Origin of the sequence: Geminicoccus sp. (genome assembly GCF_036263595.1) — a bacterium.
Taxonomy (GTDB): domain Bacteria; phylum Pseudomonadota; class Alphaproteobacteria; order Geminicoccales; family Geminicoccaceae; genus Geminicoccus.
In genome coordinates, this window is record NZ_DATAGQ010000045.1 from 1 (window position 1) to 24,227 (window position 24,227).

Here is a 24,227-nt window from a genome sequence, read left to right on the forward strand (position 1 = left end):
CGTCGCGACCCCGTTCCGAGCGAGTTCCGGCTCCTCGGGATGCTGCACCAGGAACGCGTCGACGAGGCGCCCATAGGACAGGGCACGCCGCATCACCCGCGCACTGGCGATGGCCTTGTTGCCATCCGTGAAGCCCACGGCGCCAGCCTCGCGGAGCAGCCCGAACTCGGCCAATTGCTCGCCCTGCAGTCCCTTGGTGACGGCCGCATACGGGTAGACCTTGGCCAGCCGCGTCCGGCGCGCACGCCGCGCCACGAACTCGACCATGGACGGGTCGTCGATCGGCGGCTGCGTGCCAGGCAGGCAGGCGAAGCTGGTGACACCCCCCGCCACGGCGGCCAGCGCACCGGAAGCGAAGCTCTCCTTGTGCTCGGCACCCGGCTCGCCCAGCTGGACCCGCAGGTCGACCAGACCCGGTGCCAGCACGGCCCCGCCGGCGTCCAGGCGCTCGGCATCGACCGAACTGTCCTTGCCGAGCCAGGGTGAACGATCCGCGATCCGCCCATGCTGGATCAGGAGCGACCCCAACCGGTCGGTGCCGTCAGCCGGGTCGACGATCCGCGCGTTGGTGATCAGGAGGCGGCTCACCGCGTGTCCTCCCGGTCCGGTCCGGCAAGGGCGTCAAGCACCGCCATCCGCACTGCCACCCCCATCTCGACCTGGTCCAGGATTGCGCTGCGGTCGATGTCGTCGGCCACGATGCCGTCGATCTCGACGCCTCGATTCATCGGCCCCGGATGGAGAACCAGCGCATCGGGCGCGGCCTTGGCGAGCTTGTCGCGGGTCAGCCCGTAGAGCCGGAAATACTCGCGGATCGAGGGCAGGTGCGCCGACTGCATGCGCTCCAGCTGAAGCCGCAGCATCATCACGATGTCGACCCCTTCCAGCCCCTTCATCATGTCCGTGGTGACTTCGGCGCCATAGGCATCGATGCCGGACGGGATCAGGGTCGGCGGCGCGATCAGCCGCACCCGCGCGCCCATCGCCAGCAGCAGCAGCATGTTGGAGCGAGCCACCCGCGAGTGGAGGACGTCCCCGCAGATCGCGACGGTCAGCCCCTCGATCCGGCCCTTGCGCCGCCGGATGGTGAGCGCGTCGAGGAGCGCCTGTGTCGGGTGCTCATGGAGCCCGTCGCCGGCGTTGACCACCGAGCAGCGCACGTGCCGTGCCAGCAGGGCCACCGCACCGCTCTCGCCATGCCGCACGACCAGCACGTCCGGATGCATGGCGTTCAGCGTCATGGCAGTATCGATGAGCGTCTCGCCCTTCTTCACCGACGACGTCGCCACCTCCATGTTGACCACGTCCGCACCCAGCCGCTTGCCGGCCAGCTCGAACGAGGTGCGGGTGCGTGTCGAGTTCTCGAAGAACAGGTTCAGGAGGGTGCGACCGGCCAGGCGGTGGCGATGGTCGACCAGGCCCCGGTTGACCTCCACGCAGGCATCCGCCCGGTCGAGCAGGTCCTGGATCTCGTAAGGGGCCAGCCCTTCGATGCCGAGGAGATGGGGTCCGCGGAAACGGAGAGAGGTGTGCTCGTCCATGGCGGGGAGGCATAGGCCGCAGCCGGACCGCCGACAAGCGGGCGAAATGGCCGGGTCAGCGTCCGAAAGGGCCGGACTCGCTGCGTTCCACGCGAAGACCCAGTGGGGCGAACCACCAGTTGGCCCAGACGACCACACCCAGCTGGAACATCGCCAGGGGCAGAGCCCATGGATGCTCGAGCGGGGCCACGACCTGCTCCGGTGGCGCCAGACGTACCGGTACTACACCCCTGCGCAGTTCGATGATGTCGGCCATGCTCGTTCCCGGTTCGCCTCGTCCGGCTATGGCTGACGATCCCGAGGGCGTCTATGGCCCTGTAGCAGTTGATACCGGGTCAGCAAGCCGGGACCGCAAACAAGTAGCCAGTCGTCACCTTGATACGACGATCATGATAACTCAGTAGATCATGCCGAGTTCCAGCTGAGCTTCCTCGGACATCATCGACGGGTGCCAGGGCGGATCCCAGGTAATCTCGACCGTGCAGGATGTGACCGCTTCAATAGCGGATATCTTGCTCTCCACTTCAACCGGGAGCGACTCCGCCACCGGGCAGCTAGGCGACGTGAGCGTCATCGCCACGATCACGCGGTTGTCGTCCTCGATGTCGATCTTGTAGATCAGGCCAAGCTCGTAGATGTTCACCGGAATTTCTGGATCGTAGACGGTCTTGAGAACCTCGACGATCTGATTGCCAAGCTGCTCGATTTCGAGCGTGCGCGCCCGGGCAGCCGAATCTTCCGGCGTTTCCTGCAGGAATGCTTCGGCGCGATCGAGGCCGCTGTTCTCGTCCATGTTCGCTTCCTCAGCCATACTTGCGAACGATCCGGCGCAGGCTTTCCGCCAGCGCCTCGACATCGCTGTTCGTGTTGTAGACCCCGAATGATGCCCGGGCACTACCCTCCAGCCCGAATCGACGATGCAGCGGCTGGGCGCAGTGATGGCCGCTGCGGATCGCGATTCCGTCCAGGTCGAGCATCGCGCCAATGTCGGACGGGTGGAGCCCGTTGACGGTGAAGGAGATGGCCCCGGTGCGACAGGCGGGCGCGCCCAGCACGTGCAGACCCGGGATCTGGTGCAGTGCCCGCAGGCCCTGTGCCATCAGGTCCGCCTCGTGCGCCGCCACCGCGTCGATGCCGAGCCCGCCGAACCAGTCCAGCGCCACGCCCGTCGCGTGCACCCCCGCAATGTCCGGCGTGCCGGCCTCGAAGCGGAAGGGGATCTCGCCGAATGTGGTCTTCTCGAACTCGACCCGGTCCACGATGCCGCCGCCGCCCTGCCAGGGAGGCATGGCTTCCAGATGTTCGCGCTTGCCGTAGAGCACGCCCACGCCCGAGGGCCCGTAGATCTTGTGCGCCGAGAAGGCCAGGAAATCGGCGTCCAGCGACGCTACGTCCACGGCAACGTGCTGGACGGCCTGCGCCGCATCGACCAGTACCGGCACACCATGCCCGTGCGCGATCTGCACGATCTCCGCCACCGGGTTCACCGTACCCAGCACATTCGATACCCAGGAGCAGGCCAGCATCTTCGTGCGCGGTCCGATCATCGAACGCAGCGCGTCCATGTCGAGCTCGCCGGCATCGGTGATCGGCACCGAGACCACCTTGGCACCATGCCGCATCGCCACGATCTGCCACGGCACGATGTTGGAGTGGTGCTCCATCGTGGTCAGCAGGATCTCGTCGCCGGGCTGCAGCTTCGGTTCCAGGAACGACCAGGCGACCAAGTTGATGGCTTCGGTCGTGTTCCGGGTGAACACGATCTCGCGCCACTCGGCGGCACCCAGGAAGGTCTGGACCTTGCGGCGTGCCGCATCGAACGCGTCGCTGGCGCGCTGGCTCAGCTCGTACACGCCCCGGTGGATGTTCGCGTAGTCGTGCCGATAGAACTCGGCATGCGCCGCGATCACCGCCTCCGGCTTTTGCGAGCTGGCACCGCTGTCCAGGAACACGATCGGCCGGCCGCTCATCGTGTCGGCCATCACGGGAAACGCCGCACGCACCGCATCCAGGTCCAGCGCAGCTGCGCCCGGGCGCTCCCGGATATCGGTAGCCATGTCGGTCATCCCAGATCGGCCAAGCGCTCGCCGCCCGGCAGGCGGTCCAGGATCATCTTGCGTGCGACATGCGCCACGCTCTTGTCCTGGATCCGCTCGAACACTTCGCCGGTAAACGCGAAGGTCAACATCGAGCGCGCCAGCGCTTCGTCCAGGCCGCGCGAGCGCAGATAGAACAGGCTGGCCGGATCGAGGTCACCGCAGGTGGCGCCGTGGCTGCACTTCACGTCGTCCGCATAGATCTCGAGTTCAGGCTTCGCATCGATCTCGGCATCGTCCGACAGCAGCAGGCTGGCGTTCTTCTGGTACGAGTTCGTGCGCTGCGCGTCCTTGTGCACGAAGATCTTGCCGGCGAACACGGCGTGGCCACGCTGGTCCGCCACGGTCTTGTAGAACTGGTCGGACTCGCAGTCCGGCATCTCGTGGTGCATGCGGATCAGCGTGTCCACGTGCTCCGTGCCGAGCGGCATCATCAGGCCGTTCAGGATCGCCTCGCTATGGGTGCCGCGCAGTCTGACCTCCATCTCGTGACGCTGCAGGCTGCCGCCCAGCGCCACCGTGCTCTGCTGCAGCCTGGACCTGTTGCCCAGCACGTAGCGGGACCGGATGATCGAGCTGCGTCCCTCGCCCTGCTGGGAGGTGCGGTCGATGGTGAGATTGGCGCCGTCCGCCACGTCGATCGTTTCGACCTGGTTCAGCAGGCTCTCGCCAGGCCCCACCGTCACCGTAGTCATGATGACATGGAGGCGTGCATCCTTGCCCAGGCGGATGGAATGCCGGGGATGCGCCATGAAGGCGTGATCGGCGTTGGTCAGCAACGAGATGATCTGCAGCGGCTCATCGAGCGCCACGCCGTCATCCAGCGAGATCCAGGCACCGTCTTCGGTCAGCGCCCGGTTCAGCGCTTCGAAGGAATGCTCGGGCTCGTCGTTGACGCTGGCGCGGTCGACGATCTCCGGCGTTTCCGCCAGGACCTGTGCCAGCGGCTGCACGACCATGCCGGCCGGAAGGCCGCCGACATGGCTGAGTTGCGGCACGATTCGTCCGTTCACCATGATCAGCCGACGCGCCTTCGGTCCGCCGGCGAAGTGCGGGATGACCTGGGACGCCTCGCTGCTGATCCGTGGCGCCAGCGCGAACGGCTTGTTCACGAAGCTCGCGGCGTTCGTGTACTTCCAGGTCTCGACCCGCGGCGTCGGCACGCCCAGCGCGTGGAACCGCTCGAAGGCGGCCCTTCGCTGCTCGAAGGCCTTGCCGGAACTGCCGGCGGCATCCCCGCGCAGGCGCTCGAACGCCTCCGTGAAGGCAGGCACCGGCTCGGCGGTGCGGTTGCGGGCGACGCTGCTCATGCCGCGGCCTCGGCGAACTCGGCACCCAGCACGCCGCCATAGCCGTTCTTCTCCAGCTCCAGTGCCAGCGAGCGGTCGCCGCTGGTCTGGATCCGGCCCTTGGCGAGCACATGGACATGGTCCGGCACGATGTAGTCGAGCAGGCGCTGGTAGTGGGTAATGATCAGGAAGCCACGGTCGGGAGAGCGCATCCGGTTGACCCCGTCCGCGACGATGCGCAGGGCGTCGATGTCGAGGCCGCTGTCGGTCTCGTCGAGGATGGCGATCTTCGGCTCCAGCATGGCCAGCTGGAGGATCTCGTTGCGCTTCTTCTCGCCGCCGGAGAAGCCGCGGTTGACGTCGCGCTTGAGCAGCTCGTCGCCGACCTGGAGGAAGGCGGCCCGCTCCCTCACGAGCTTCATGAACGCAGCGGCCGTGATTTCCGCCTCGCCACGGGCCTTGCGGACGGAGTTCATCGCCTGGCGCAGAAAGTACATGTTCGAGACGCCGGGGATCTCGACCGGGTACTGCATGGCCAGGAACAGGCCAGCCGCAGCGCGCTCCTCGGGCTCCTGCTCCAGGAGGTCCTCGCCGTCCAGCGTGACGCTGCCGCTGGTGACTTCGTAGCCGTCCCGGCCAGCCAGCACATAGGCGAGCGTGCTCTTGCCCGACCCGTTCGGGCCCATGATCGCGTGGACTTCGCCGGGGCGAACGGTCAGGGAAATCCCCTTCAGGATCTCCTTGTTCTCGCCCTCGATCGTTGCGTGCAGGTCTTTGATGTCGAGCATGATCTCTTGATCCGATCGGGTGCCGCGGCACCCCCGCTTAGTTCTGAGGCGTCGCCGGCGTCAGCCGACACTGTGTTCCAGGCTGATCGCGAGCAGCTTCCGAGCTTCAACGGCGAACTCCATCGGCAGCTCGTCCATCACCTCGCGGCAAAAGCCGTTGACGATGAGCGCCACCGCGTCCTCCTCCGAGATGCCGCGCGAGCGGCAGTAGAAGAGCTGGTCGTCGGAAATCTTGGACGTCGTCGCCTCGTGCTCGCAGTTGGCCGAGCGGTTGCGCACCTCGATATAGGGCACGGTGTGGGCACCGCACTTGTCGCCGATCAGCATCGAGTCGCACTGGGTGTAGTTGCGCGCACCCTCGGCGGACTTCAGGACCTTCACGAGACCACGATAGGTGCTGTCCGACTTGCCGGCGGAGATGCCCTTCGCGACGATGCGCGAGCTGGTGTTCTTGCCGATATGGATCATCTTGGTGCCGGTGTCCGCCTGCTGGCGGTTGTTGGTCACCGCGACCGAGTAGAACTCGCCGACGGAGTTGTCGCCCTGCAGGATGCAGGACGGATACTTCCAGGTGATCGCCGAGCCGGTCTCGACCTGCGTCCAGCTGATCTTGCTGTTCTTGCCGCGGCAGGCACCGCGCTTCGTCACGAAGTTGTAGATGCCACCTTTGCCCTCGGCATCACCCGGGTACCAGTTCTGAACGGTGGAATACTTGATCTCGGCATCGTCGAGCGTGATCAGCTCGACGACCGCCGCGTGCAACTGGTTCTCGTCGCGCATGGGCGCGGTGCAGCCTTCGAGGTAGCTGACATAGCTGCCCTCGTCCGCGACGATCAGGGTCCGCTCGAACTGGCCGGTGCCCTTTTCGTTGATGCGAAAATAGGTGCTCAGCTCCATCGGGCAGCGCACGCCCTTGGGGATGTAGACGAAGCTGCCATCGGTAAAGACGGCCGAGTTCAGCGCCGCGAAGAAATTGTCGCCAGCCGGCACCACGCTGCCCAGGTACTTGCGCACCAGTTCAGGATGGTCCTGCACGGCCTCGGACATCGAGCAGAAGATGATGCCCAGCTCGTGCAGCTTCTTGCGGAAGGTCGTGGCGACGGACACGCTGTCGAACACGTAGTCGACGGCTACGCCGGCCAGGATCTCCTGCTCCTTGATGGGGATCCCGAGCTTCTCGTAGGTGCGCAGGATCTCCGGGTCAATCTCGTCCAGGCTCTTCGGCCGCTCCTTGGTTCGCGGCGCCGAGTAGTAGCTGATCTCCTGGTAGTCGATCGGGTCGTAGTCGACCTTCTGCCAGTTGGGCTCGGTCATGGTCTGCCAGCGGCGGAAAGCGGCCAGGCGCCATTCGGTCAGCCACTCGGGCTCGCCCTTCTTGGCCGAGATCAGCCGGACGACGTCCTCGTTCAGGCCCTTTGGCGTCACATCCGAATCGATCTCGGTGACGAAGCCGTACTTGTACTCGCCACCGGTATATTCACGGACCGTATCGAGCGCGGTCGCCATGGATCAAGGTCTCCCAGTAACGCGGCGGTCAGGCCGTGACGTGTTCGATGTTCTGTTCGGAATCATGGAGGAAGGCAGCAGGCACGCCGCTCGCCATGTCCTCGATCGATACGGCTTCCAGCGCCACGCGGATTGCGTGGTTGATGGCGTGCCAATTGGTGCGGGCGGGGCAGAACGCGTCGAGGCCGCATTCCGCTCCATTGGGGTCGAGGCAGCTGGTGATCGCGATCGGGCCGTCCACCGCCTCGATCACACTCGCCACCGACACCCGGCGCGTCCTGGATGCCAGGCTGTAGCCACCCTTCACGCCGCGGTGGCTGACCAGCACGCCGCCGCGCACCAGGGTCTTGAGGAGCTTGCTCGTCGTGGGCAAGGGGATGCCCGTCACCGCCGCAAGTTCCGGCGCGCTCCAATGTCGCTCGGGATGACGTGCCACCTGGGTGGTCAGCACGATCCCGTAATCGGCGAGGCGACTGAGTCGAATCACGCTGCTTGCAACCCGGAATCATTCCAGACCGGTTCGGTCCAGTTTTCGACATTCCAATTGGCGTCGCGCCGGACGATGTCAAGCGATCCTGATGCCCCGGACGGTCGAAGAATCACGGGATGGGCAGCCGGTCGGCCATCGACCGGGAGCGGCTTGAGCAGCCCGGGCCATTCTGTCAGCAAGAGCCCGTCAGCACAGGGGTTGTTCTGAAATCATGTCCACTGCCCTGCCGCTCGAAGGCGTGCGCGTTCTCGACCTCAGCCGTATCCTGGCAGGCCCGACCTGCACCCAGCTCCTGGGCGATCTCGGCGCCGAGGTGATCAAGGTAGAAAAGCCGGGCGAGGGCGACGACACCCGCAAATGGGGCCCGCCCTACGTCAAGGACGGAGCCGGCCAGGATACCGCCGAGAGCGCCTACTACCTGTCCGCCAACCGCAACAAGCGCTCGGTGGCGATCGACATCGCGACCGAGCAGGGGGCGGAGCTGGTACGCCGCCTGCTCGCGGACTGCCACGTGCTCGTCGAGAACTTCAAGGTCGGTGGCCTCACCAGGTACGGGTTGGGCTATCCCCAGCTGCGCGAGCGCTTCCCGGCCCTGGTCTACTGCTCGATCACCGGCTTCGGGCAGACCGGCCCGTATCGCGAGCGGGCCGGCTACGACTATCTGGCGCAGGGCTATGGCGGGATCATGAGCCTGACCGGCGAGCCCGACGGTCAGCCGATGAAGGTCGGCGTCGGCATCGCCGACGTGATGTGCGGCATGTATGCCTGCGTCGGCGTGCTGGCAGCGCTCCGCCATGCCGAGCGCACGGGCGAGGGGCAGCAGATCGACCTGGCCCTGCTGGACAGCCAGGTGGCTTGGCTGATCAACGAGGGGACCAACTACCTTCTCTCCGGCAAGCCGCCGCGCCGCCTGGGCAACCAGCATCCGAACATCGTGCCCTACCGGGTGTTCCAGGCTGCGGACGGCCACGTGATCCTGGCTGTCGGCAACGACGCGCAGTTCCGTCGCTTCTGCAGCTTTGCCGGCCTGGACGCGCTGCCGGACGATCCGCGCTATGCGACCAACCTCGCCCGCGTGCACCACCGCGACGACCTCGACGCACTGCTGCCCCCGGTCATGGCGATGCGCACGATCCGGGAGTGGGTGGATGGCCTCAATGCGCTGGGCGTGCCGTGCGGGGCGGTGAACACCTTGCCCGACGTGTTCGCGAGCCCACAGGTCCGAGCGCGCGGGATGAAGGTGGACGTGCCCCACGAGAGCGCGGGGTCGGGCACGGTGCCGCTGCTCGCCAACCCGCTGCGGCTGTCCGAGACCCCTGTGCAGTACCGGCAGGGGCCGCCGACCCTGGGACAGCATACCGATCTTGTCCTGCGCGAGCGGCTGGGCCTGGAGGAGGACGAGCTGGAGCGGCTGCGTGACCACAAGGTGATCGGCTGAATCAGACGGCGGGTGGCTGGCCGGTACGGCCGGGAGCACGGTAGCTGGAGCTGGCGAAGGTCGGGTGCTCGCTCCGCAGGAAGAACAGGTGCAGCTGCCAGAGCACGCCGTCGCCCGGCCGCCAGAGCGGGTCGCACAGGTCCGCGCAGCGGAAGCCCTGCTGCTTCAGGTGCAAGGACATCTCGTCGAAGGTCAGGTTGCGCCCGCCGGTGAAGCCCAGCTTGAAGTTGTAGGCCTCCATCATGATCACCGCGGTCTGGCGCAGCGTCTCGGTGGCGCCGGCCAGGATCGGCAACTCGGCCCCATGCGTGTCGAACTTGAGGAAGTAGGGCGGGGGCAGGGCGTGCTGCGCGATCAGCGTGTCCAGCCGCACCGAGCGCACCCGCTGGTCGTCGGCACCGATCTCGCCCTCGACCGCGATGCCGCCGGTCTGGTCGGTCTTGCGCATGCCGATCTCGCCGTCGTGCTCCGCCAGCGCCGCCACCTCGCCGACCAACCCAGGCAGCTTCCTGGCAAGGCCTGCCCAGACCGGACGGAAGCGCTCGTCCATGTCGATCAACAGCACGCGGGCACCCGGCCAGTGCTCGACGAACGAGAATGAATCGTCGCCCTTGCCCGAGCCCAGGCAGACCAGCGTGCCGATCTCGTCCACGTTGGTCCGGATACGGGTGAGCGTCGAGGCGAGCGAGGTCGGATGAGCGAGCATCGCCTTGGGCGACAGGGCCGGTGCTGGCTGGACCGGTGTCGTTGCCACGGCCGGTGCCGCCAGCGCCTGCTCGTCTGTGTTGAACGCCGCCCAGGCACGCCGCAACCGTGTCGTCAGTGCGGATCTGGCGGTTCCCTGCATGCTCGTCTCCTGGCTGCCCGGCGCTGGATGCGCGGCGATGCCGGGGCTGCTTTATCGATCCAGACGTAGGCCGTGAAGCACGCTCGGCCGATCGCGGATGGGCGGCATGCGCCCCCGGCCTTCACCGATCCGGCCCATGGTGCTATGGGGGGCGCGCTCGCCGGACGGGGGTGTGGTCCGTCGCAGGTCGAAGGTTCCCTGATGAAGATCGTCGCTGCCAACAGCAATCGCCCGCTTGCGGAGGCGATGGCCGCCTCCCTAGGCATGCCGCTCACGGCAGCAAGCGTCCAACGCTTCGCCGACATGGAAGTCTGGGTCGAGATCCACGAGAACGTGCGTGGAGAGGATGTGTTCATCATCCAGTCGACCAGCTATCCCGCCAACGACCACCTGATGGAGCTGCTGGTCTGCATCGACGCGCTGCGCCGCGCGTCGGCCCGGCGGATCACCGCGGTGGTGCCCTATTTCGGCTATGCCCGGCAGGACCGCAAACCGGGTCCGCGAACGCCGATCTCGGCCAAGCTGGTCGCGAACCTGATCACGCGCGCCGGCGCCGACCGTCTCCTGACGCTGGAACTGCATGCGGCCCAGATCCAGGGCTTCTTCGACATTCCCGTGGACAACATGTTCACGACACCGATCATGGTGCCGGACATCATCGCCAATATCGGCACGGACGACCTGATGATCGTCTCGCCGGACGTAGGCGGCGTCAGCCGGGCGCGCGGCTTTGCCAAGCGGATGGGCGTCCAATTGGCCATCGTCGACAAGCGCCGCGAGAAGCCGGGCGCGTCGGAAGTGATGAACGTGATCGGCGACGTGGCCGGCAAGCGCTGCATCCTGGTCGACGATATCGTGGACTCCGGCGGCACGTTGTGCAATGCCGCGAACGCGCTGCTGGACGCCGGGGCGCGCAGTGTCCAGGCCTATTGCACCCATGGCGTGCTGAGCGCCGGTGCCGTGGCCCGCATCGCCGCGTCCAACCTGGAACGCCTGGTGATCACCGATTCGATCCGTCCGACCGAGGCGGTCCGGGTCACCGACAAGATCCGCGTCGTGTCGGTCGCCCAGTTCATGGGCGAGGCGGTGAAGCGGATCTCCAGCGAGTCGTCGGTCAGCTCGCTGTTCGACTAGTTTCCTTGCGGCCTGCAGCCGTCCTTTTTCTTGAATGGCCTGTCCGGGGCCGGGCATGGGGCCCAGGTGCCGGAGGGGCAAGTGGAGCGGTTTGATGACTGACGTTCTGAACCTGAAGGCCGAGACGCGCGAAAAGCACGGCAAGGGTCCTGCCCGTGCGCTGCGCCGCGAAGGCAAGGTGCCGGCCGTGATCTATGGGCCAGGCGGCGAGCCGGAGATGTGCGCCCTGGTGTTCAACGACCTGAAGAAGGTCGTGGGCAAGCGCAGCTTCTTCAATCAGCTCGTGGAACTCGACTTTGGCGGTGGCCGCACGGTTCGCGTGCTGCCGCGCGAGGCGCAGTTCCATCCCGTCACCAGCGATGCGCTGCATGTCGACTTCTACCGTGCCGGCGAGCACGCCACGGTCATCGTCGAGGTGCCGGTCGTGTTCCTGAACGATCTGGCCTCGCCCGGCCTGAAGGCTGGCGGCACGCTCAACATCGTTCGCCGCGCCATCGAGGTGCATGCCCCGGCCGATGCGATCCCGGACCATCTCGAGGTCGACCTGACCGGCCGCGACATCGGCGATTCCGTCCATATCAGCCAGGTCACCCTGCCGCAGGGCGTGAAGCCGACGATCACCGATCGCGATTTCACGATCTGCTCGATCGTGCCGCCGACGGTCGCCAAGGAGTAATCGTTCCGGTGCCGGGTCCGTCGAGGCAGTCATGAAAGTCTTCGTCGGGCTCGGCAATCCGGGCGACCAGTACGCGCGCAACCGCCACAATATCGGCTTCATGGCCCTGGAGGCGCTGGCTTCCCGCCACCATGCCGGCAACTGGCAGCGCAAGTGGCAGGGCAGGATCTCGGAAGCCACGCTGGGCACCGAGCGCATCCTGCTCCTCATGCCGCAGACCTACATGAACGAGTCCGGCCGCTCCGTCGCCGAGGCCGTTCGCTTCCACCGGATCCCGCCGCAGGACGTCGTAGTCTTCCACGACGAGCTGGACCTGGCACCCGGCAAGGTCCGGGTGAAGCTGGGTGGTGGCGTCGCCGGCCATAACGGCCTGCGCTCCATCCGCGATTGCCTTGGGACGCCGGACTACAAGCGCGTACGCTTGGGCATCGGTCATCCCGGCCACAAGGACAAGGTGCTGGGCCACGTGCTCGGCGACTTCAGCAAGAACGACAGGCTCTGGCTCGATCCGCTCCTGGATGCCCTGGCCGACGCGGCACCGCTCCTGTCCGCAGGTGACGATGCCGGCTTCATGAACCGGGTGGCCCTGCTGACGGCATCGCCAAAGGCGGAGAAGCCGCCGGCTGCCACTACCAGGCAGGAACCGGCGAGTTCCGAACCGCCTGGTCAATCCGTGCCCAAGAAGCTGCTGAGCTCCTGGTTGAAGCGTTCCGGGTTCTCGTAGAACATGAAATGGGCGCCGCCCTCCGCCTCGCTAAAGATCACGGCGCGGGCGTTCGGGTTGCGCGATGCGATCCATTCCTGCGACGACCAGTGGAAGAAGCTCGCACGCCCTCCGATGACCAGGGTCGGCAGGCGGATCTGCTCGATGATGTCGCGCCAGTCGTTCAGGCAGTGGTCGAACAGGAGGTCCGCCGCAAAGCCGCGCGGGAACTTCAGGTTCTCCTGGACGATCCAGTCGAGGTCGGCCGCCGGAAAGGCCGGGGTGAACATGCCGTGCAGGATCTCGCGCAGGCTGGCCGGATCGGTGGCATCACGAACCCTGGCGCAAAGCGCGGCGGTGGCATTGGGATCCGGCAGGAACGCCGCGTAGCGCTGGCGATCCTCCTCGCTCCAGCCCGGCAGGGCCGTCGCCATCGGCGCCTGGTCGACGATGACGAGCCGGCGAAGCCGGGCCGGGCCGAACAGGTCGAGATAGCTCCAGATCACCGAGGAGCCCATCGAATGGCCGAGCAGGTCGACGCCGTCCTGCAGGTCGAGCTGGTCCAGCACCTCCGCGAGATCCGCCGCCAGCCGTGCGACCCGGTAGCCCCCCATCGGCTTGTCGCTCTCGCCATGGCCGCGCATGTCCAGCGCCAGGACCCGACGATGCTGCGCCAGGAACGGGATGTTGTGCTTGAAGGTGGCGGCGGTCTGCGACCAGCCCGGGATCATGACGAGCGGCCGCCCCTGGCCCTCGTCGATGGCGCTGAGCGTGACACCGGACGGAAGAACGAAGCGGCGGATCGGCATGGGGGGATTTTCCTTCTCGTTCTGGCGGAGCTTCATGCGGCCACCGCCTTGTCAGCAGTGCATGGGCCTGGACGACACTGCTAAGGCGACGCTCAATCCTCTTCGAGCTCTTTGCGATACTCCGCGAACTTCGCCAGCGTCTGTTCGGGCACGACCGGATAGTGCAGGTCGAGCCTGCTCAGGTTGTCGACGACGGCGGCCACGACCACCAGCCGCGTAAACCACTTGTTGTCGGCCGGCACGACGTACCAGGGCGCCTGCGGCGTGGCGGTCGCCTTGATGGCTTCCTCGTAGGCCTGCATGTAGTCCCTCCAGTAGTGCCGTTCCTTCAGGTCCGCCGGCTCGAACTTCCAGTGCTTGTCCGGCTCGTTCAGGCGGCTCAGGAAGCGCTTCTTCTGCTCCTTCTTCGACACGTTCAGGAAGAACTTCACGATCACCGTGCCCTGCCGGGCCATGTGACGCTCGAAGTTGGCGATATCTTCCAGCCGCTCGTCGAAGATCTTCGGCGTGAGCAGGGACCAGGGCAGGTGCTGGGCCTGCAGGATCTCCTTGTGCACCCGCGCGACCAGGACCTCCTCGTAGTAGGACCGGTTGAACACGCCGATCCGTCCACGCTCCGGCAGCGCCTTCGTCGTCCGCCACAGGAAGTCGTGGTCGATCTCCTCGGTGGATGGCCGCTTGAACGAGAAGACCTGCACGCCCTGCGGGTTGACGCCGGACATCACGTGCTTGATCGCGCTGTCCTTGCCTGCCGCGTCCATCGCCTGGAAGATCAGCAGCAGCGACCAGCGGTTCTGCGCGTAGAGCATCTCCTGATAGGTCTTGAGCCGCTCGATCCCGGTCCGCAGGTATTCCTGGGCATCCTGCTTCTCGAGCGCCAGCTCGTGGGTGTCGCCCGGATCGTGCTTGGCGAGGGAGAAACCCTTGCCGGAATCGATCCTGTATCGCTCCAGGAACTTCGCCAGGTCCACCATCATCGCCGTGCCTCCCGCCGCGCGACACCTTCGTTCCCGTGTAGGATCAACCGGCCGAAAAGCGAAGGTCCGCTTGCGCCAGGGGCCGCCGCTCTCCCCTCGCGTGCGGCGGCTTTGCCGGGTAGAACCCCGCCAACTGTTCTTCCTCCAAGCATCGCTGGATCGTCATGGGCTTCAATTGTGGTATCGTGGGCCTGCCGAACGTCGGCAAGTCGACGTTGTTCAACGCGCTCACCAAGACGGCGGCCGCGGCCGCCGCCAACTATCCGTTCTGCACGATCGAACCCAACACGGGCCGCGTGCCGGTCCCCGATCCCCGAATCGAGAAGCTGGCCGCGATCGCGAAGTCGCAGAAGACGATCCCGACCCAGCTGGAGATCAAGGACATCGCGGGCCTGGTGAGGGGCGCCTCGAAGGGGGAAGGGCTGGGCAATCAGTTCCTGGGCGCCATCCGCGAGGTCGACGCGATCCTCCACGTGCTGCGCTGTTTCGAGGATCCGGACGTCACCCATGTCGAGGGCGGCGTCGACCCATTGCGCGACCTGGAGTTGATCGAGACCGAGCTCCTCCTGGCCGACCTGGAAAGCCTGGAGCGCCAGCGTGACGCGCTGGTCAAGCGGGCCAAGGGCAACGACAAGGAAGCCAAGGAACGGCTGGCGCTGGCCGAGAAACTTCTCCCGCCGATCGGCGACGGCATCCAGGTCCGCTCCATCAAGATGTCGGAGGAAGAGCGCAAGCTGGCGCAGGGCTTCCAGCTCATGACAGCCAAGCCTGTCCTCTATGTCCTGAATGTCGAGGAGGCCTCGGCCGCCACGGGCAACGCCTACAGCGCCAAGGTCGCCGCCGAGGTAGCCAAGCACGATGCCGGCTCGGTCGTGATCTCGGCCTCGATCGAGGCTGAGCTGGCACAGCTTTCGGACGAGGAGTCGGCCGAGTACCTGGCGAGCCTGGGTCTGGACGAGCCGGGCCTGAACAAGGTCATCCGCGCCGGCCACGACCTGCTGGGCCTTTTGACCTTCTTCACGGTCGGGCCGAAGGAGGCCCGGGCCTGGACGACCCATAAAGGTGCCACCGGGCCCGAGGCCGCGGGCGTCATCCATACCGACTTCCAGCGCGGCTATATCTGCGCCGAGATCATCGCCTATGACGACTACGTGGCGCTGGGCGGCGAGCAGAAGGCGAAGGAAGTCGGCAAGATGCGCCTGGAGGGCAAGGACTACGTCGTAAAGGACGGTGACGTCTGCCATTTCCGCTTCAACGTCTGACCTGCGGACCGCCTGATCCCGCTGCCCGATCCCCCTGATTGTGCACGTGCGATATGATACCTACTTCTTCATCCTGTGATGGAGGACATGGGTCATGGATTTCGAGCGGCCCGTACTCGCGTTGACGGCCGGGCAGGCGGATGTCGAGGAGCAGGCCACGGCAGCAGCTCCGCAGGGCGATCCCGGCGACGGCGTCCTGTTCGACGCCTATTCCCGTGCCGTGGTGACGGCCGCGGCCAAGGTGGCACCGTCGGTCGGTCACCTGCAGGTACGCGGCGCATCCGGGCAGGGCACCGGTTCGGGCTTCCTGGTGACGCCCGACGGCTACATGCTGACCAACAGCCACGTGGTGCACGGCGCACGTGAGCTGAAGGTCGACTTTCCCGATGGCTCGCGGCGCGTCGCCTACCTGGTGGGCGACGATCCTGACACCGACCTTGCGGTCGTGCAGGTGCATGGTTCGGGCTTGGTTGCCGTCGAACTCGGCACGACCTCGGGCCTGAAGGTCGGCCAGCTCGCGCTCGCGATCGGCAACCCGCTGGGCTTCGACCACAGCGTGACCGCAGGGGTGGTAGGGGCGCTTGGCCGCTCGCTGCGCTCCCGCTCGGGCCGCTCCATCGACGACGTGATCCAGACCGACGCCGCCCTCAATCCTGGCAATTCGGGTGGCCCGCTCGTGGATTCGCAAGGCCGGGCGATCGGCGTGAACACGGCGACGATCATGGGCGCCCAGGGCCTGTGCTTCGCCATCGGGATCGATACGGCACGGTTCGTCCTGCAGGAGATCCTGCGGCATGGCCGGGTGCGGCGGGCTCATCTCGGCGTGGCAGCCCAGACCGTCACCCTGCCCAGGCGGATCGTCTTCGCGCTCGGCCTGTTCGGCGATACCGGCGTCCGGGTGGCCCAGGTCGAGACCGGCAGCCCTGCGGACGCCGGCGGCCTCCTGTCGGGCGACCTTCTGATCGACCTGGACGGCACGGCCCTGCCGTCCGTCGATCGCCTCCACCGTCTGCTCGACGGCGCGATGATCGACCGGGAGGTCCCGGTCAGGATCCTGCGCAATGGGCAGGTGATCGAGCGGAAGGTGCTTCTGAAGGCGCGTGACTGACGCTCAGAGGTCGAGGTCGACCGTGACCGGGACGTGATCGGACGGCTGGTCCCAGTTGCGGGCCGTGCGGTGGATCGAGCCGCCGAGCAGGCGATCCTTGATGGAGGGCGACAGCCAGACATGGTCCAGGCGGCGGCCCCGGTCGCTGACTTCCCAGTCCCGGTTGCGGTACGACCACCAGGAATAGAGCTTGGTCGGTGGCGGGACGAGCACCCGCAGCGCGTCGGTGAAGTCGTAGGCGCGCTGGACACGGGTGAAGGCCTCCACCTCGACCGGCGTGTGGGAGACGACGTTCAGGAGCTGCTTGTGGCTCCAGACATCCTCTTCCAGCGGCGCCACGTTCAGGTCACCCACGACCACCATCTTGGCCGACCGGTCCGGCATGCCCTGGAGCCAGTCCTCCATCTCCGCCAGCATCTGCAGCTTGTGGGCGAATTTCGGATTCAGCTCCGCGTCGGGGATGTCGCCGCCCGCCGGGATGTAGAAGTCGTGCACTTCGACGCCGTTCTCGAGCGTCACGAAGCAATGCCGGGCATGGTCGCTGCCGCACCACGTCCTGGTCCCTACCGAGTAGAAGGGGAGCTTCGATAGGATCGCTACGCCGTGATAGGCCTTCTGGCCATAGACGTGCTGGTGCTTGAAGCCGAGCGCCTCGATGGCTGCAAGGGGGAAGTTCGGCGTCTCGATCTTGATTTCCTGCAGGCACAGGATGTCGGGATTGATCTCGTCGACCACGCGGGCGAGCACGTCCAGCCGGATGCGGATCGAGTTGACGTTGAGCGTGGTGATGCGCAGGGGCAAGACTGGTGGCTCCAATGGGAGAAGAATCGGAGGTCAGACCGGCCGAACGAAGGCTGCGCGCAGGCGCTCGCATGGCTCGCGGCAGATGCAGCCTTCCATGTGGTCGTTCACGAGTCCGCAGGACTGCATGAACGCATAGACCGTGGTCGGGCCGACGAAGCTCCAGCCGCGCTGGCGGAGCAGCTTCGACAGCGCCGCCGACTCCGGTGTCTTGGTCAGTGCCGCCAGCGTCGCCGGCCCGATCCGTTCTGGACGGGTCGCCGGATCCGGCTCGTGGCGCCAGACCAGGGCCGCCAGCGACTGGCCGGCCTCGCGCAGCTCCAGATAGCGGCGGGCGTTGTTAAGCACCGATTCGATCTTGCCGCGATGGCGGACGATGCCCGCATCGGCCAGCAGGCGCTCCAGGTCGCTCGGCCCGAAGGCGACCAGTCGCTCCGGCACGAACCCGGCGAAGGCGACCCGGAAATTCTCCCGCTTGCGCAGGATCGTGAGCCAGGACAGGCCGGACTGGAAACCCTCCAGGCACAGCTTCTCGAACAGCCTGATGTCGTCGGCGACCGGCCGGCCCCACTCAGTGTCGTGATAGTGGCGATAGTCCGGCAGCCCGCCATGCCAGCGGCAGGTGGACGTACCGTCCGGGTCGTGGATCAGGCCGTCGCTCAAGACATCCGGCTTTCGGGTTGGGAGGCGGCGCTCGCGGCGCCGGCTTCTTCTACCAGCGCCGTTCCGCGATTGCATCGCCAGAACATGCGCGCCAACTTCCGCCGGGCCGACGGCGAGCCGACCGCGGTCGATCAAGGGGAGGGACCATCGTGGCCCAGTTTGTGGAACGTTTCAGCCTGACCGGTAAAAAGGCATTGGTGACCGGTGCGAGCAAGGGCATCGGCATCGACATCTGCAAAGTGTTGGCCGATGCAGGCGCCGACATCGTCGCCGTGGCACGCGATCGGGACGGTCTGGCCTCCATCAAGGCCGAGGTCGAGAAGTTCGGCCGCCGCTGCCTCACGGTCGAGGCCGACATGGCCACGGTCGAGGGCCCGCAGCAGGCGGCGAAGACTGCCCTGGACGCCTGGGGCACCATCGACATCCTCGTCAACAATGCGGGCATTGCCCGGGTGTTCCCCATCCTGGAGCATTCGGTCGAGGACTGGGATCTCGTGATGGCGGTGAACCTGCGGGCACCCTTCATCCTGGCCAAGGCCCTGGCGCCGGCGATGATCGCGCAAAAGCGCGGCAAGATCATCAACATCAGCTCGCAGACCAGTGACGTGGCGCTCATCGACCATTCGGCCTACACGGCGTCCAAGAGCGGCCTGAATGCGCTCGGCCGCTGCATGACGCTCGAGTGGTCGCAGCACAATATCCAGATCAATGCCGTCTGCCCGACCGTCGTCCTGACGCCGATGGGCGTGCAGGTCTGGGGCAAGCCCGAGAAGGGCGACCCGATGAAGGCGAAGATCCCGATGGGACGCTTCCTGGATGCGCAGGAAGTGGCCGACACCGTCCTGTTCCTGGCTTCCGATGCCTCGAACATGATCACAGGTTCATCGATCGTCCTGGATGGCGGCTACACCTCGGCCTGACCTCCGACATTGTCCGGACCGGGGGCGGCGGCATGCTTCATCGCATGGCCGCTCCCGGTCCTTGCTGATCTTCATGTTTGCTTCGCGATCATCTCTCTCGCGGTGCGTGTGCTCATGGAGCGTGCGGCATCAAGGCACACACAGAGCGTTCGATCCGTTCGAAAATAGGACCGTGCATCAAAGGCTTACGCTTGCGCCTCATGCGGCAGTGACCGCTATCGCAGGTTGATGGGCCTTCAACATTAACGAATCCTCACGAATGTGGCGGATTCGCCAAGCACCCTGGAAGCCTCTGTTCATGTTCTGCCACAGGCGCTGCGCTTCACCATGACGTGCGAACTGGCCAGGAAATCAGCCTTCCGCACCGATTCGCTCGGGTGGCAGCCATGGTCCTGTTCCCCCGGCCGGATTGGAGTGCTGGTGCCGTTTGTAACGGCTACGCAAGGCCGGTCCTTCATATTCTCTTGTTAGTGGCAGGCGGGAAACGGCCGCCAAGCCCCTCGATGCTGCCCATCCGGTCAGGAACGCCTTCAGCGATGCGCGAAGATGGGTCCAAGAGCGGTAAGCCGTCTATTTTTGCATGTTTCCGTGCAATTGTCTGATATATGCGACAAAGATCCAATCGTCGCATGAGGCATATTGTCTAAACGAAAGTTTATGCGGACGAGGCGCTTCTCGACCCTGACATGAACTGGATGAAGATTTCTCAAGTTCCGATATTTCAATAGATATGCGTGGAGTTGTTCTGAGAGACAGCCCGCCGCGGGTCATGCGGTTGACCCGGTTACGGTGCGGCATCAGGGAACAACTATGCGCTTCTCCGGAAACTCGTGGCGCTGCAGGACACTGACGGCCTTCGGCTCGTGCGTGCTCGCCGCCTTGTCGCTCAGCTCCATCTGGCCGCCCGCAATGGCAGCGGCTGGCACGAAGATCGAGGACCGGGTCCAGCTGCAACGCAATGCACCGCGCGGCATGGAGTTCGTGCCGGTGGCCCGGGCAGGCTCGTCGAACAGCGGGAAGACGTCCCTTGGCGTCGATATCGTCGCCAGGATCAACATTGACGGCAATGCGATCGACAACGCCTATGCCAACGTCTTGCCGCTGGATCGCAACAACAACGGCAAGCACGAGCTCGTCCACTGGAACGGGCACCGCTTCATGCGGGTCTATGACCTGGCCGGAAAGAAGATCTGGCAGGTGACGAACAGTTCGGGACGCAAGCAGGGGCCGGAAGCCTATATTCAGCGCGACATGGCGGCCGTCCTGGACCTGGACGGCGACAGCAACGACGACATCCTGCATTGCTGGCAGTCGGGCTCGACCAAGCGGCTCGTCGTGCGGAACAGCTCGACCGGCAAGGAGATCCGCAGCGTCGCCCTGGAAGGCCAGCCGCTCACGGCCATGAGCTACTGCCGGCTCTCGGTGTACCGGAAGGAGGCTGACGGCAAGCACATCATCCTGGTCGCCCATGCCCAGCCCGGCGGCAGCAGCAAGTGCGGCGGCAGGAACTGGATCGACAACTGGACCAGGGTCGTCGCGTTCGACACGAGCCTGAACAAGCTCTGGCAGAAGGACACCTGCGACGCCGGCCACCACACGGCTGCCGTGGATGCCGACAAGGACGGGCTCGCGGAGTATTTCTTCGTCGGCAAGTACTCGATGGACTTCGGCGGGAAGGTCCGCTGCACCCTGCAGGGCTGGAATTCCGAGGATCATGTCGACGGGATCCGGATCGCCCAGCTCGATCCCGCCAGCTCAAAGCTCACGGCGGTGGCGGCCGGCCGAACCGGCAATGGCGCGTTCGATCCGGTCACCTGCAAGCGGCTCTGGACGGCTGCGGTGACCAACGCGCAGGAGGTCGCGGTCGCCCAGCTCGACCCGGCGCCCAAGCCTCTCTCGATCCTGATGACGCCGCGCGGCGGCAGCGCTTCCTATGTGGTGAACACGAGCGGCAAGGTCGTGCGCAAGATCGGCTATCGGGTCATGCCGATGCAGAACGCAGAACTGGATGGCGACCGCCGTACCGACGAGGTGATCTCCATGTTCGGCGACGTGTTCAACGGCGCGGGCAAGCAGATACTGTCCGAGAATTGGTACTGGAACCTGAAGGGTACCAAGGTCGCAACGAAGAGCAGTTCCAGCGTCTACGACAAGTGGGCCGCGTTCCCGCTCCTGTTCGACATGGACGGGGACGGACGCGATGAGCTCGTGGCGTGGGGACAAAGCCTGATCGTGGTCGGCCGTCCTCGCTGAGCTGATCTGGGCGACGGGGCTGCTCCTGAGGGGCGGCCCCTTTTTTCGTCGTCAGTCGGTGAGCACGATGCCATCGGATGGCTCGAACGCAACCCAGCACTGCGTGCCGGCCCGGTACGGCTCCTCGCGGGATCGCGACTGGTTGTAGCGCAGGACCGCGACCCGCCCTGTCTGCTCGGTCTCGACGAAGACCTGGCTGTTGTCGCCGAAATAGGCGACCTGCGCGACCTTGCCCGGCAGCCGGACCCAGCCCAGCTCAGGCTCCTCGCGATACAGGCGCATCTTCTCCGGCCGCACGGCCAGCGCCACGTCCGTGGTCGCCGGATAGTCCCAGGGTACGTCGACCAGCCCTACGCCCTTCACATCCAGCCGCGCCTGTCCGTTCTCCGCCGATATCATCCGGCTCTCGAACAGGTTCATTTCCCCGATGAAGTCGGCCACGAAACGGCAGTTCGGCTCCTCGTACAGGTCCCAGGGCGGCGCCACCTGCAGCACCTTGCCCTTGTTCATCACCGCGATCAGGTCCGCCATCGACAGCGCCTCGTCCTGGTCGTGCGTGACGATGACGAAGCTGATGCCGACCTCCTGCTGGAGGCGGACCAACTCCAGCTGCATGTCCTCGCGCAGCTTCTTGTCGAGCGCCGAGAGCGGCTCGTCCAAAAGGAGCAGCTTGGGCTTCTTGACCAGGGCACGCGCCAGGGCCACGCGCTGGCGCTGGCCGCCCGACAGCTTGTCCGGCTTGCGGTCGGCGAACGGCCCGAGCTTCACCATCTCGATGGCTTCTTCGACCCGCGGCTCGATCTCCGACCTCGGCACGCCCGAGACCTTCAATCCGTAGCCGACATTCTCGCGCACATTCATGTGCGGGAACACGGCATAGGACTGGAACACCATGTTGACCGGACGCCGGTTCGGCGGAACGCCGGCCATGTCCTCGCCGTCGATCAGGATCCGCCCGGAGGTCGGGTGCTCGAAGCCTGCCAACATCCGCAGCAGCGTGGTCTTGCCGCATCCCGACGGCCCCAGCAGCGCGAAGAACGAGTTGTTCGGCACGTCCAGCGAAACGCCGTCCACCGCCTTGAAGGATCCAAAGCTCTTGTGGATGTTCTCGAACCGGACGATCGGCACGCCGTTCTTCGCCATCAGCCGATGCCTTCCGAGGGTTTCTGCAGCCGCAACGCGATGATGGTGAGCGCCACGGTGAACAGGATGAGGATGGTCGAGGCGGCGTTGACCTCGGGCGTCACGCTCTGGCGGACCATCGAGTAGATCTTCACCGGGAAGGTGATCGTGTCCGGCCCGCTCGTGAAGAAGGTGATCACGAAGTCGTCCAGCGACAGCGTCATGGCCAGCAGCGCGCCGGCGATCAGGCCGGTCTTCATGTAGGGCAGGGTGACGTTCCAGAAGGTCTGCCACTCGCTGGCGCCCAGATCCTTCGAGGCCTCCTCCAAGGAGCGGTCGAAGCCCTCCATCCGCGCCCGCACGACCACCGCCACGAACGGGAAGCTGAACACGATGTGGCCGATGATGACCGAGCTCAGGTTGAGTGGCCAGGGCAGGCCGGTCGGCCAGCCGACGCGGGCATAGAAGACCAGGAGAGCCACGCCCATGCAGATCTCGGGGATGACGATCGGGAGCGCCGACGCGCCGTCCAGGACCGGCTTGCCCGGAAACCGGAACCGGTAGAGGCCCAGCGCCAGCAGGCCGCCGATGATCACCGAGAAGACCGTGGAGATGAGCGCGATCACGATCGAGTTCACGAACGCCTCGATCAAGGAGGCGTTGTTCAGGGCGCGCCCGTACCAGTCGGTCGTGAAGCCGGTCCAGACGATGTTGCGGCGTGACTGGTTGAACGAGAACGCCACCAGCACCACGATCGGCGCATACAAGAACACGAACACCACGAGCAGCCAGAGCCGCACCCAGGTGCGGCGGGTGAACTCGAGCGGTCCGATCGGCCTACGCATCGGACCGCTCTCCCCGCGCGGCGAACCAGGCGCGCAGCGCCAGGGCGATGAAGGTCAGGTAGAGCAGCATGAAGGACAGGGCGGCCCCCAGCGGCAGGTTGTTCGCAGCGCGGAACTGGCGCTCGATGACGTTGCCGATCAGCTGGCTGTCCGGTCCGCCCAGCAGGTCAGAGATCAGGAAGGTGCCGAGTGCCGGGATGAACACCAGGATCACGCCGGAGATGATGCCGGGCTTGGCCAGCTTCACGATGACCTCGAAAAAGGTCCTGACCTGACTGGCGCCGAGGTCGAGCGAGGCCTCGATCAGCGAGCGGTCGAGCTTCTCCAGGTTGGCGTAGAGCGGCAGCACCATGAATGGCAGGTAGACATACACGGTGCCCAGGATCACGGCGGCATTGTTGTAGAGCAGGTTCAGCGGCTGGAACTGGTCTCCCATCAAGCCGCCTAGCCCGACCGGCGTCAGCAGGAACTTGATGGCCGTCCACACGCCCCGGATGCCGTCGTTCAGGAAGCCGTTCTGCCGGAGCATGGCGATCATCGCATAGGTGCGGATCAGCATGTTCGTCCAGAACGGCAGGATCACGAGCAGCAGCAGGATGTTCTTGTAGCGCTCGGGCGCGAAGCAGATCGACAGGGCCACGGGAAAGGCGACGACCAGGCAGACGACGGTCGAGAGAATAGCGATCCAGAGCGTCTTGAAGAATAGCTGCAGGTAGATGGGCTGCAGCGCCTCGGCGTAGTTCGACATCGTCCAGGTGACGACGATGTCGACGGGACCCTGCCGCTCGCCCACCGCGAACAGCCAGATCCAGCCCAGAGGAATGAGGAAGAACAGCAGGAGCCAGAGCGCCCCGGGTGCGATGAAGGTGAGGAACACCCAGGGCTGCTGTCGCCAGTTCTCCAAGCCGTTTCCTCACCGTTGCAGCAGTAGGCCGGAGCCACCGATGATGATCGGGTGG

The 24,227-nt window shown here is 65.7% G+C and carries 24 protein-coding genes and 1 pseudogene; 8 read left to right on the plus strand and 17 right to left on the minus strand.

Features of this window, described 5'->3' with window-relative positions; all coding sequences use genetic code 11:
* From VHL31_RS03515 to VHL31_RS03555, 9 genes and pseudogenes are all read right to left on the minus strand, one after another.
* Positions 1-588, minus strand: a pseudogene (locus tag VHL31_RS03515) (dihydroorotase); the annotation flags it as partial.
* A complete protein-coding gene (locus VHL31_RS03520; RefSeq protein ID WP_329659821.1) occupies positions 585-1,541 on the minus strand; it encodes an aspartate carbamoyltransferase catalytic subunit in 957 nt (318 codons plus the stop codon). The pseudogene VHL31_RS03515 and the gene VHL31_RS03520, both read right to left, overlap by 4 nt.
* 55 nt (positions 1,542-1,596) lie before the next feature.
* Positions 1,597-1,797 carry a hypothetical protein gene (locus tag VHL31_RS03525; RefSeq protein ID WP_329659822.1) on the minus strand — a complete coding sequence of 67 codons (201 nt, stop codon included), beginning with the start codon at positions 1,795-1,797 and terminating at the stop codon, positions 1,597-1,599.
* Between the two features lie 141 nt (positions 1,798-1,938).
* Entirely contained in the window at positions 1,939-2,334 is a 396-nt protein-coding gene (locus VHL31_RS03530) for an SUF system Fe-S cluster assembly protein (protein ID WP_329659823.1), read from the minus strand.
* Between the two features lie 10 nt (positions 2,335-2,344).
* On the minus strand, positions 2,345-3,607 hold the full coding sequence (locus VHL31_RS03535) for an aminotransferase class V-fold PLP-dependent enzyme (RefSeq protein ID WP_414653631.1): 1,263 nt from the start codon (positions 3,605-3,607) through the stop codon (positions 2,345-2,347).
* The gene (gene sufD, locus VHL31_RS03540; protein ID WP_329659825.1) at positions 3,604-4,947 is read right to left on the minus strand and encodes a Fe-S cluster assembly protein SufD; all 1,344 of its coding nucleotides are present in this window, start codon (positions 4,945-4,947) and stop codon (positions 3,604-3,606) included. Before sufD ends, VHL31_RS03535 begins: the two co-directional genes overlap by 4 nt.
* Positions 4,944-5,714 (minus strand): Fe-S cluster assembly ATPase SufC, encoded by a 771-nt coding sequence (gene sufC, locus VHL31_RS03545; protein ID WP_329659826.1) that lies wholly within the window; start codon positions 5,712-5,714, stop codon positions 4,944-4,946. The genes sufD and sufC overlap by 4 nt, the downstream gene beginning before the upstream one ends.
* Before the next feature lie 60 nt (positions 5,715-5,774).
* Entirely contained in the window at positions 5,775-7,220 is a 1,446-nt protein-coding gene (gene sufB / locus VHL31_RS03550; protein WP_329659827.1) for a Fe-S cluster assembly protein SufB, read from the minus strand.
* Between the two features lie 28 nt (positions 7,221-7,248).
* Complete coding sequence (locus VHL31_RS03555) at positions 7,249-7,707, minus strand: SUF system Fe-S cluster assembly regulator (RefSeq protein WP_329659828.1); 459 nt, start codon at positions 7,705-7,707, stop codon at positions 7,249-7,251.
* Positions 7,708-7,921: 214 nt separating this feature from the next.
* On the opposite strand from VHL31_RS03555, the gene VHL31_RS03560 reads away from it, so the two are divergent.
* Positions 7,922-9,148: a CaiB/BaiF CoA-transferase family protein gene (locus VHL31_RS03560; protein ID WP_329659829.1), complete on the plus strand. Its 1,227-nt coding sequence runs from the start codon at positions 7,922-7,924 to the stop codon at positions 9,146-9,148.
* Between the two features lies 1 nt (position 9,149).
* Here the strand turns inward: VHL31_RS03560 and VHL31_RS03565 are convergent, their stop codons facing one another.
* Positions 9,150-9,995 (minus strand): FkbM family methyltransferase, encoded by an 846-nt coding sequence (locus tag VHL31_RS03565; protein ID WP_329659830.1) that lies wholly within the window; start codon positions 9,993-9,995, stop codon positions 9,150-9,152.
* Between the two features lie 201 nt (positions 9,996-10,196).
* Between VHL31_RS03565 and VHL31_RS03570 the strand changes: the two genes are divergently transcribed.
* From VHL31_RS03570 to pth, 3 genes are all read left to right on the plus strand, one after another.
* The gene (locus VHL31_RS03570) at positions 10,197-11,129 is read left to right on the plus strand and encodes a ribose-phosphate pyrophosphokinase (RefSeq protein ID WP_329659831.1); all 933 of its coding nucleotides are present in this window, start codon (positions 10,197-10,199) and stop codon (positions 11,127-11,129) included.
* Between the two features lie 94 nt (positions 11,130-11,223).
* Entirely contained in the window at positions 11,224-11,805 is a 582-nt protein-coding gene (locus VHL31_RS03575) for a 50S ribosomal protein L25/general stress protein Ctc (RefSeq protein WP_329659832.1), read from the plus strand.
* Between the two features lie 31 nt (positions 11,806-11,836).
* Complete coding sequence (gene pth, locus VHL31_RS03580) at positions 11,837-12,529, plus strand: aminoacyl-tRNA hydrolase (RefSeq protein WP_329659833.1); 693 nt, start codon at positions 11,837-11,839, stop codon at positions 12,527-12,529.
* Here the strand turns inward: pth and VHL31_RS03585 are convergent.
* Together VHL31_RS03585 and VHL31_RS03590 are read right to left on the minus strand one after the other, a co-directional pair.
* A complete protein-coding gene (locus tag VHL31_RS03585) occupies positions 12,472-13,353 on the minus strand; it encodes an alpha/beta hydrolase (RefSeq protein WP_329659834.1) in 882 nt (293 codons plus the stop codon). The genes pth and VHL31_RS03585 overlap by 58 nt on opposite strands.
* Before the next feature lie 56 nt (positions 13,354-13,409).
* Positions 13,410-14,291 (minus strand): polyphosphate kinase 2 family protein, encoded by an 882-nt coding sequence (locus VHL31_RS03590; protein ID WP_414653632.1) that lies wholly within the window; start codon positions 14,289-14,291, stop codon positions 13,410-13,412.
* Between the two features lie 167 nt (positions 14,292-14,458).
* Here VHL31_RS03590 and ychF point away from each other — a divergent pair, with 167 nt between their 5' ends.
* Positions 14,459-15,556 carry a redox-regulated ATPase YchF gene (gene ychF / locus VHL31_RS03595; protein WP_329659836.1) on the plus strand — a complete coding sequence of 366 codons (1,098 nt, stop codon included), beginning with the start codon at positions 14,459-14,461 and terminating at the stop codon, positions 15,554-15,556.
* A 94-nt stretch (positions 15,557-15,650) separates the two neighbouring features.
* Positions 15,651-16,664, plus strand: a complete 1,014-nt coding sequence (locus tag VHL31_RS03600) for a S1C family serine protease (protein WP_329659837.1) — start codon at positions 15,651-15,653, stop codon at positions 16,662-16,664.
* Between the two features lie 3 nt (positions 16,665-16,667).
* On the opposite strand, the gene VHL31_RS03605 is transcribed toward VHL31_RS03600, so the two are convergent.
* Together VHL31_RS03605 and VHL31_RS03610 are read right to left on the minus strand one after the other, a co-directional pair.
* Positions 16,668-17,465: an exodeoxyribonuclease III gene (locus VHL31_RS03605; RefSeq protein ID WP_329659838.1), complete on the minus strand. Its 798-nt coding sequence runs from the start codon at positions 17,463-17,465 to the stop codon at positions 16,668-16,670.
* Positions 17,466-17,498: 33 nt separating this feature from the next.
* Positions 17,499-18,128 carry a DNA-3-methyladenine glycosylase I gene (locus tag VHL31_RS03610; RefSeq protein WP_329659839.1) on the minus strand — a complete coding sequence of 210 codons (630 nt, stop codon included), beginning with the start codon at positions 18,126-18,128 and terminating at the stop codon, positions 17,499-17,501.
* A 149-nt stretch (positions 18,129-18,277) separates the two neighbouring features.
* Here VHL31_RS03610 and VHL31_RS03615 point away from each other — a divergent pair, with 149 nt between their 5' ends.
* On the plus strand, positions 18,278-19,048 hold the full coding sequence (locus tag VHL31_RS03615) for an SDR family oxidoreductase (protein WP_329659840.1): 771 nt from the start codon (positions 18,278-18,280) through the stop codon (positions 19,046-19,048).
* A gap of 810 nt (positions 19,049-19,858) precedes the next feature.
* Entirely contained in the window at positions 19,859-21,301 is a 1,443-nt protein-coding gene (locus VHL31_RS03620) for a hypothetical protein (RefSeq protein WP_329659841.1), read from the plus strand.
* Positions 21,302-21,352: 51 nt separating this feature from the next.
* Here VHL31_RS03620 and VHL31_RS03625 read toward each other — a convergent pair whose 3' ends face one another.
* From VHL31_RS03625 to VHL31_RS03635, 3 genes are read right to left on the minus strand one after another with little or no spacing between them, the layout of a single operon-like run.
* A complete protein-coding gene (locus VHL31_RS03625; RefSeq protein ID WP_329659842.1) occupies positions 21,353-22,444 on the minus strand; it encodes an ABC transporter ATP-binding protein in 1,092 nt (363 codons plus the stop codon).
* Positions 22,444-23,268, minus strand: coding sequence for an ABC transporter permease (locus VHL31_RS03630; protein ID WP_329659843.1), 825 nt, complete (start codon positions 23,266-23,268; stop codon positions 22,444-22,446). Before VHL31_RS03630 ends, VHL31_RS03625 begins: the two co-directional genes overlap by 1 nt.
* The gene (locus VHL31_RS03635) at positions 23,261-24,172 is read right to left on the minus strand and encodes an ABC transporter permease (RefSeq protein ID WP_329659844.1); all 912 of its coding nucleotides are present in this window, start codon (positions 24,170-24,172) and stop codon (positions 23,261-23,263) included. The genes VHL31_RS03630 and VHL31_RS03635 overlap by 8 nt, the downstream gene beginning before the upstream one ends.
* Between the last annotated feature and the right edge of the window lie 55 nt (positions 24,173-24,227).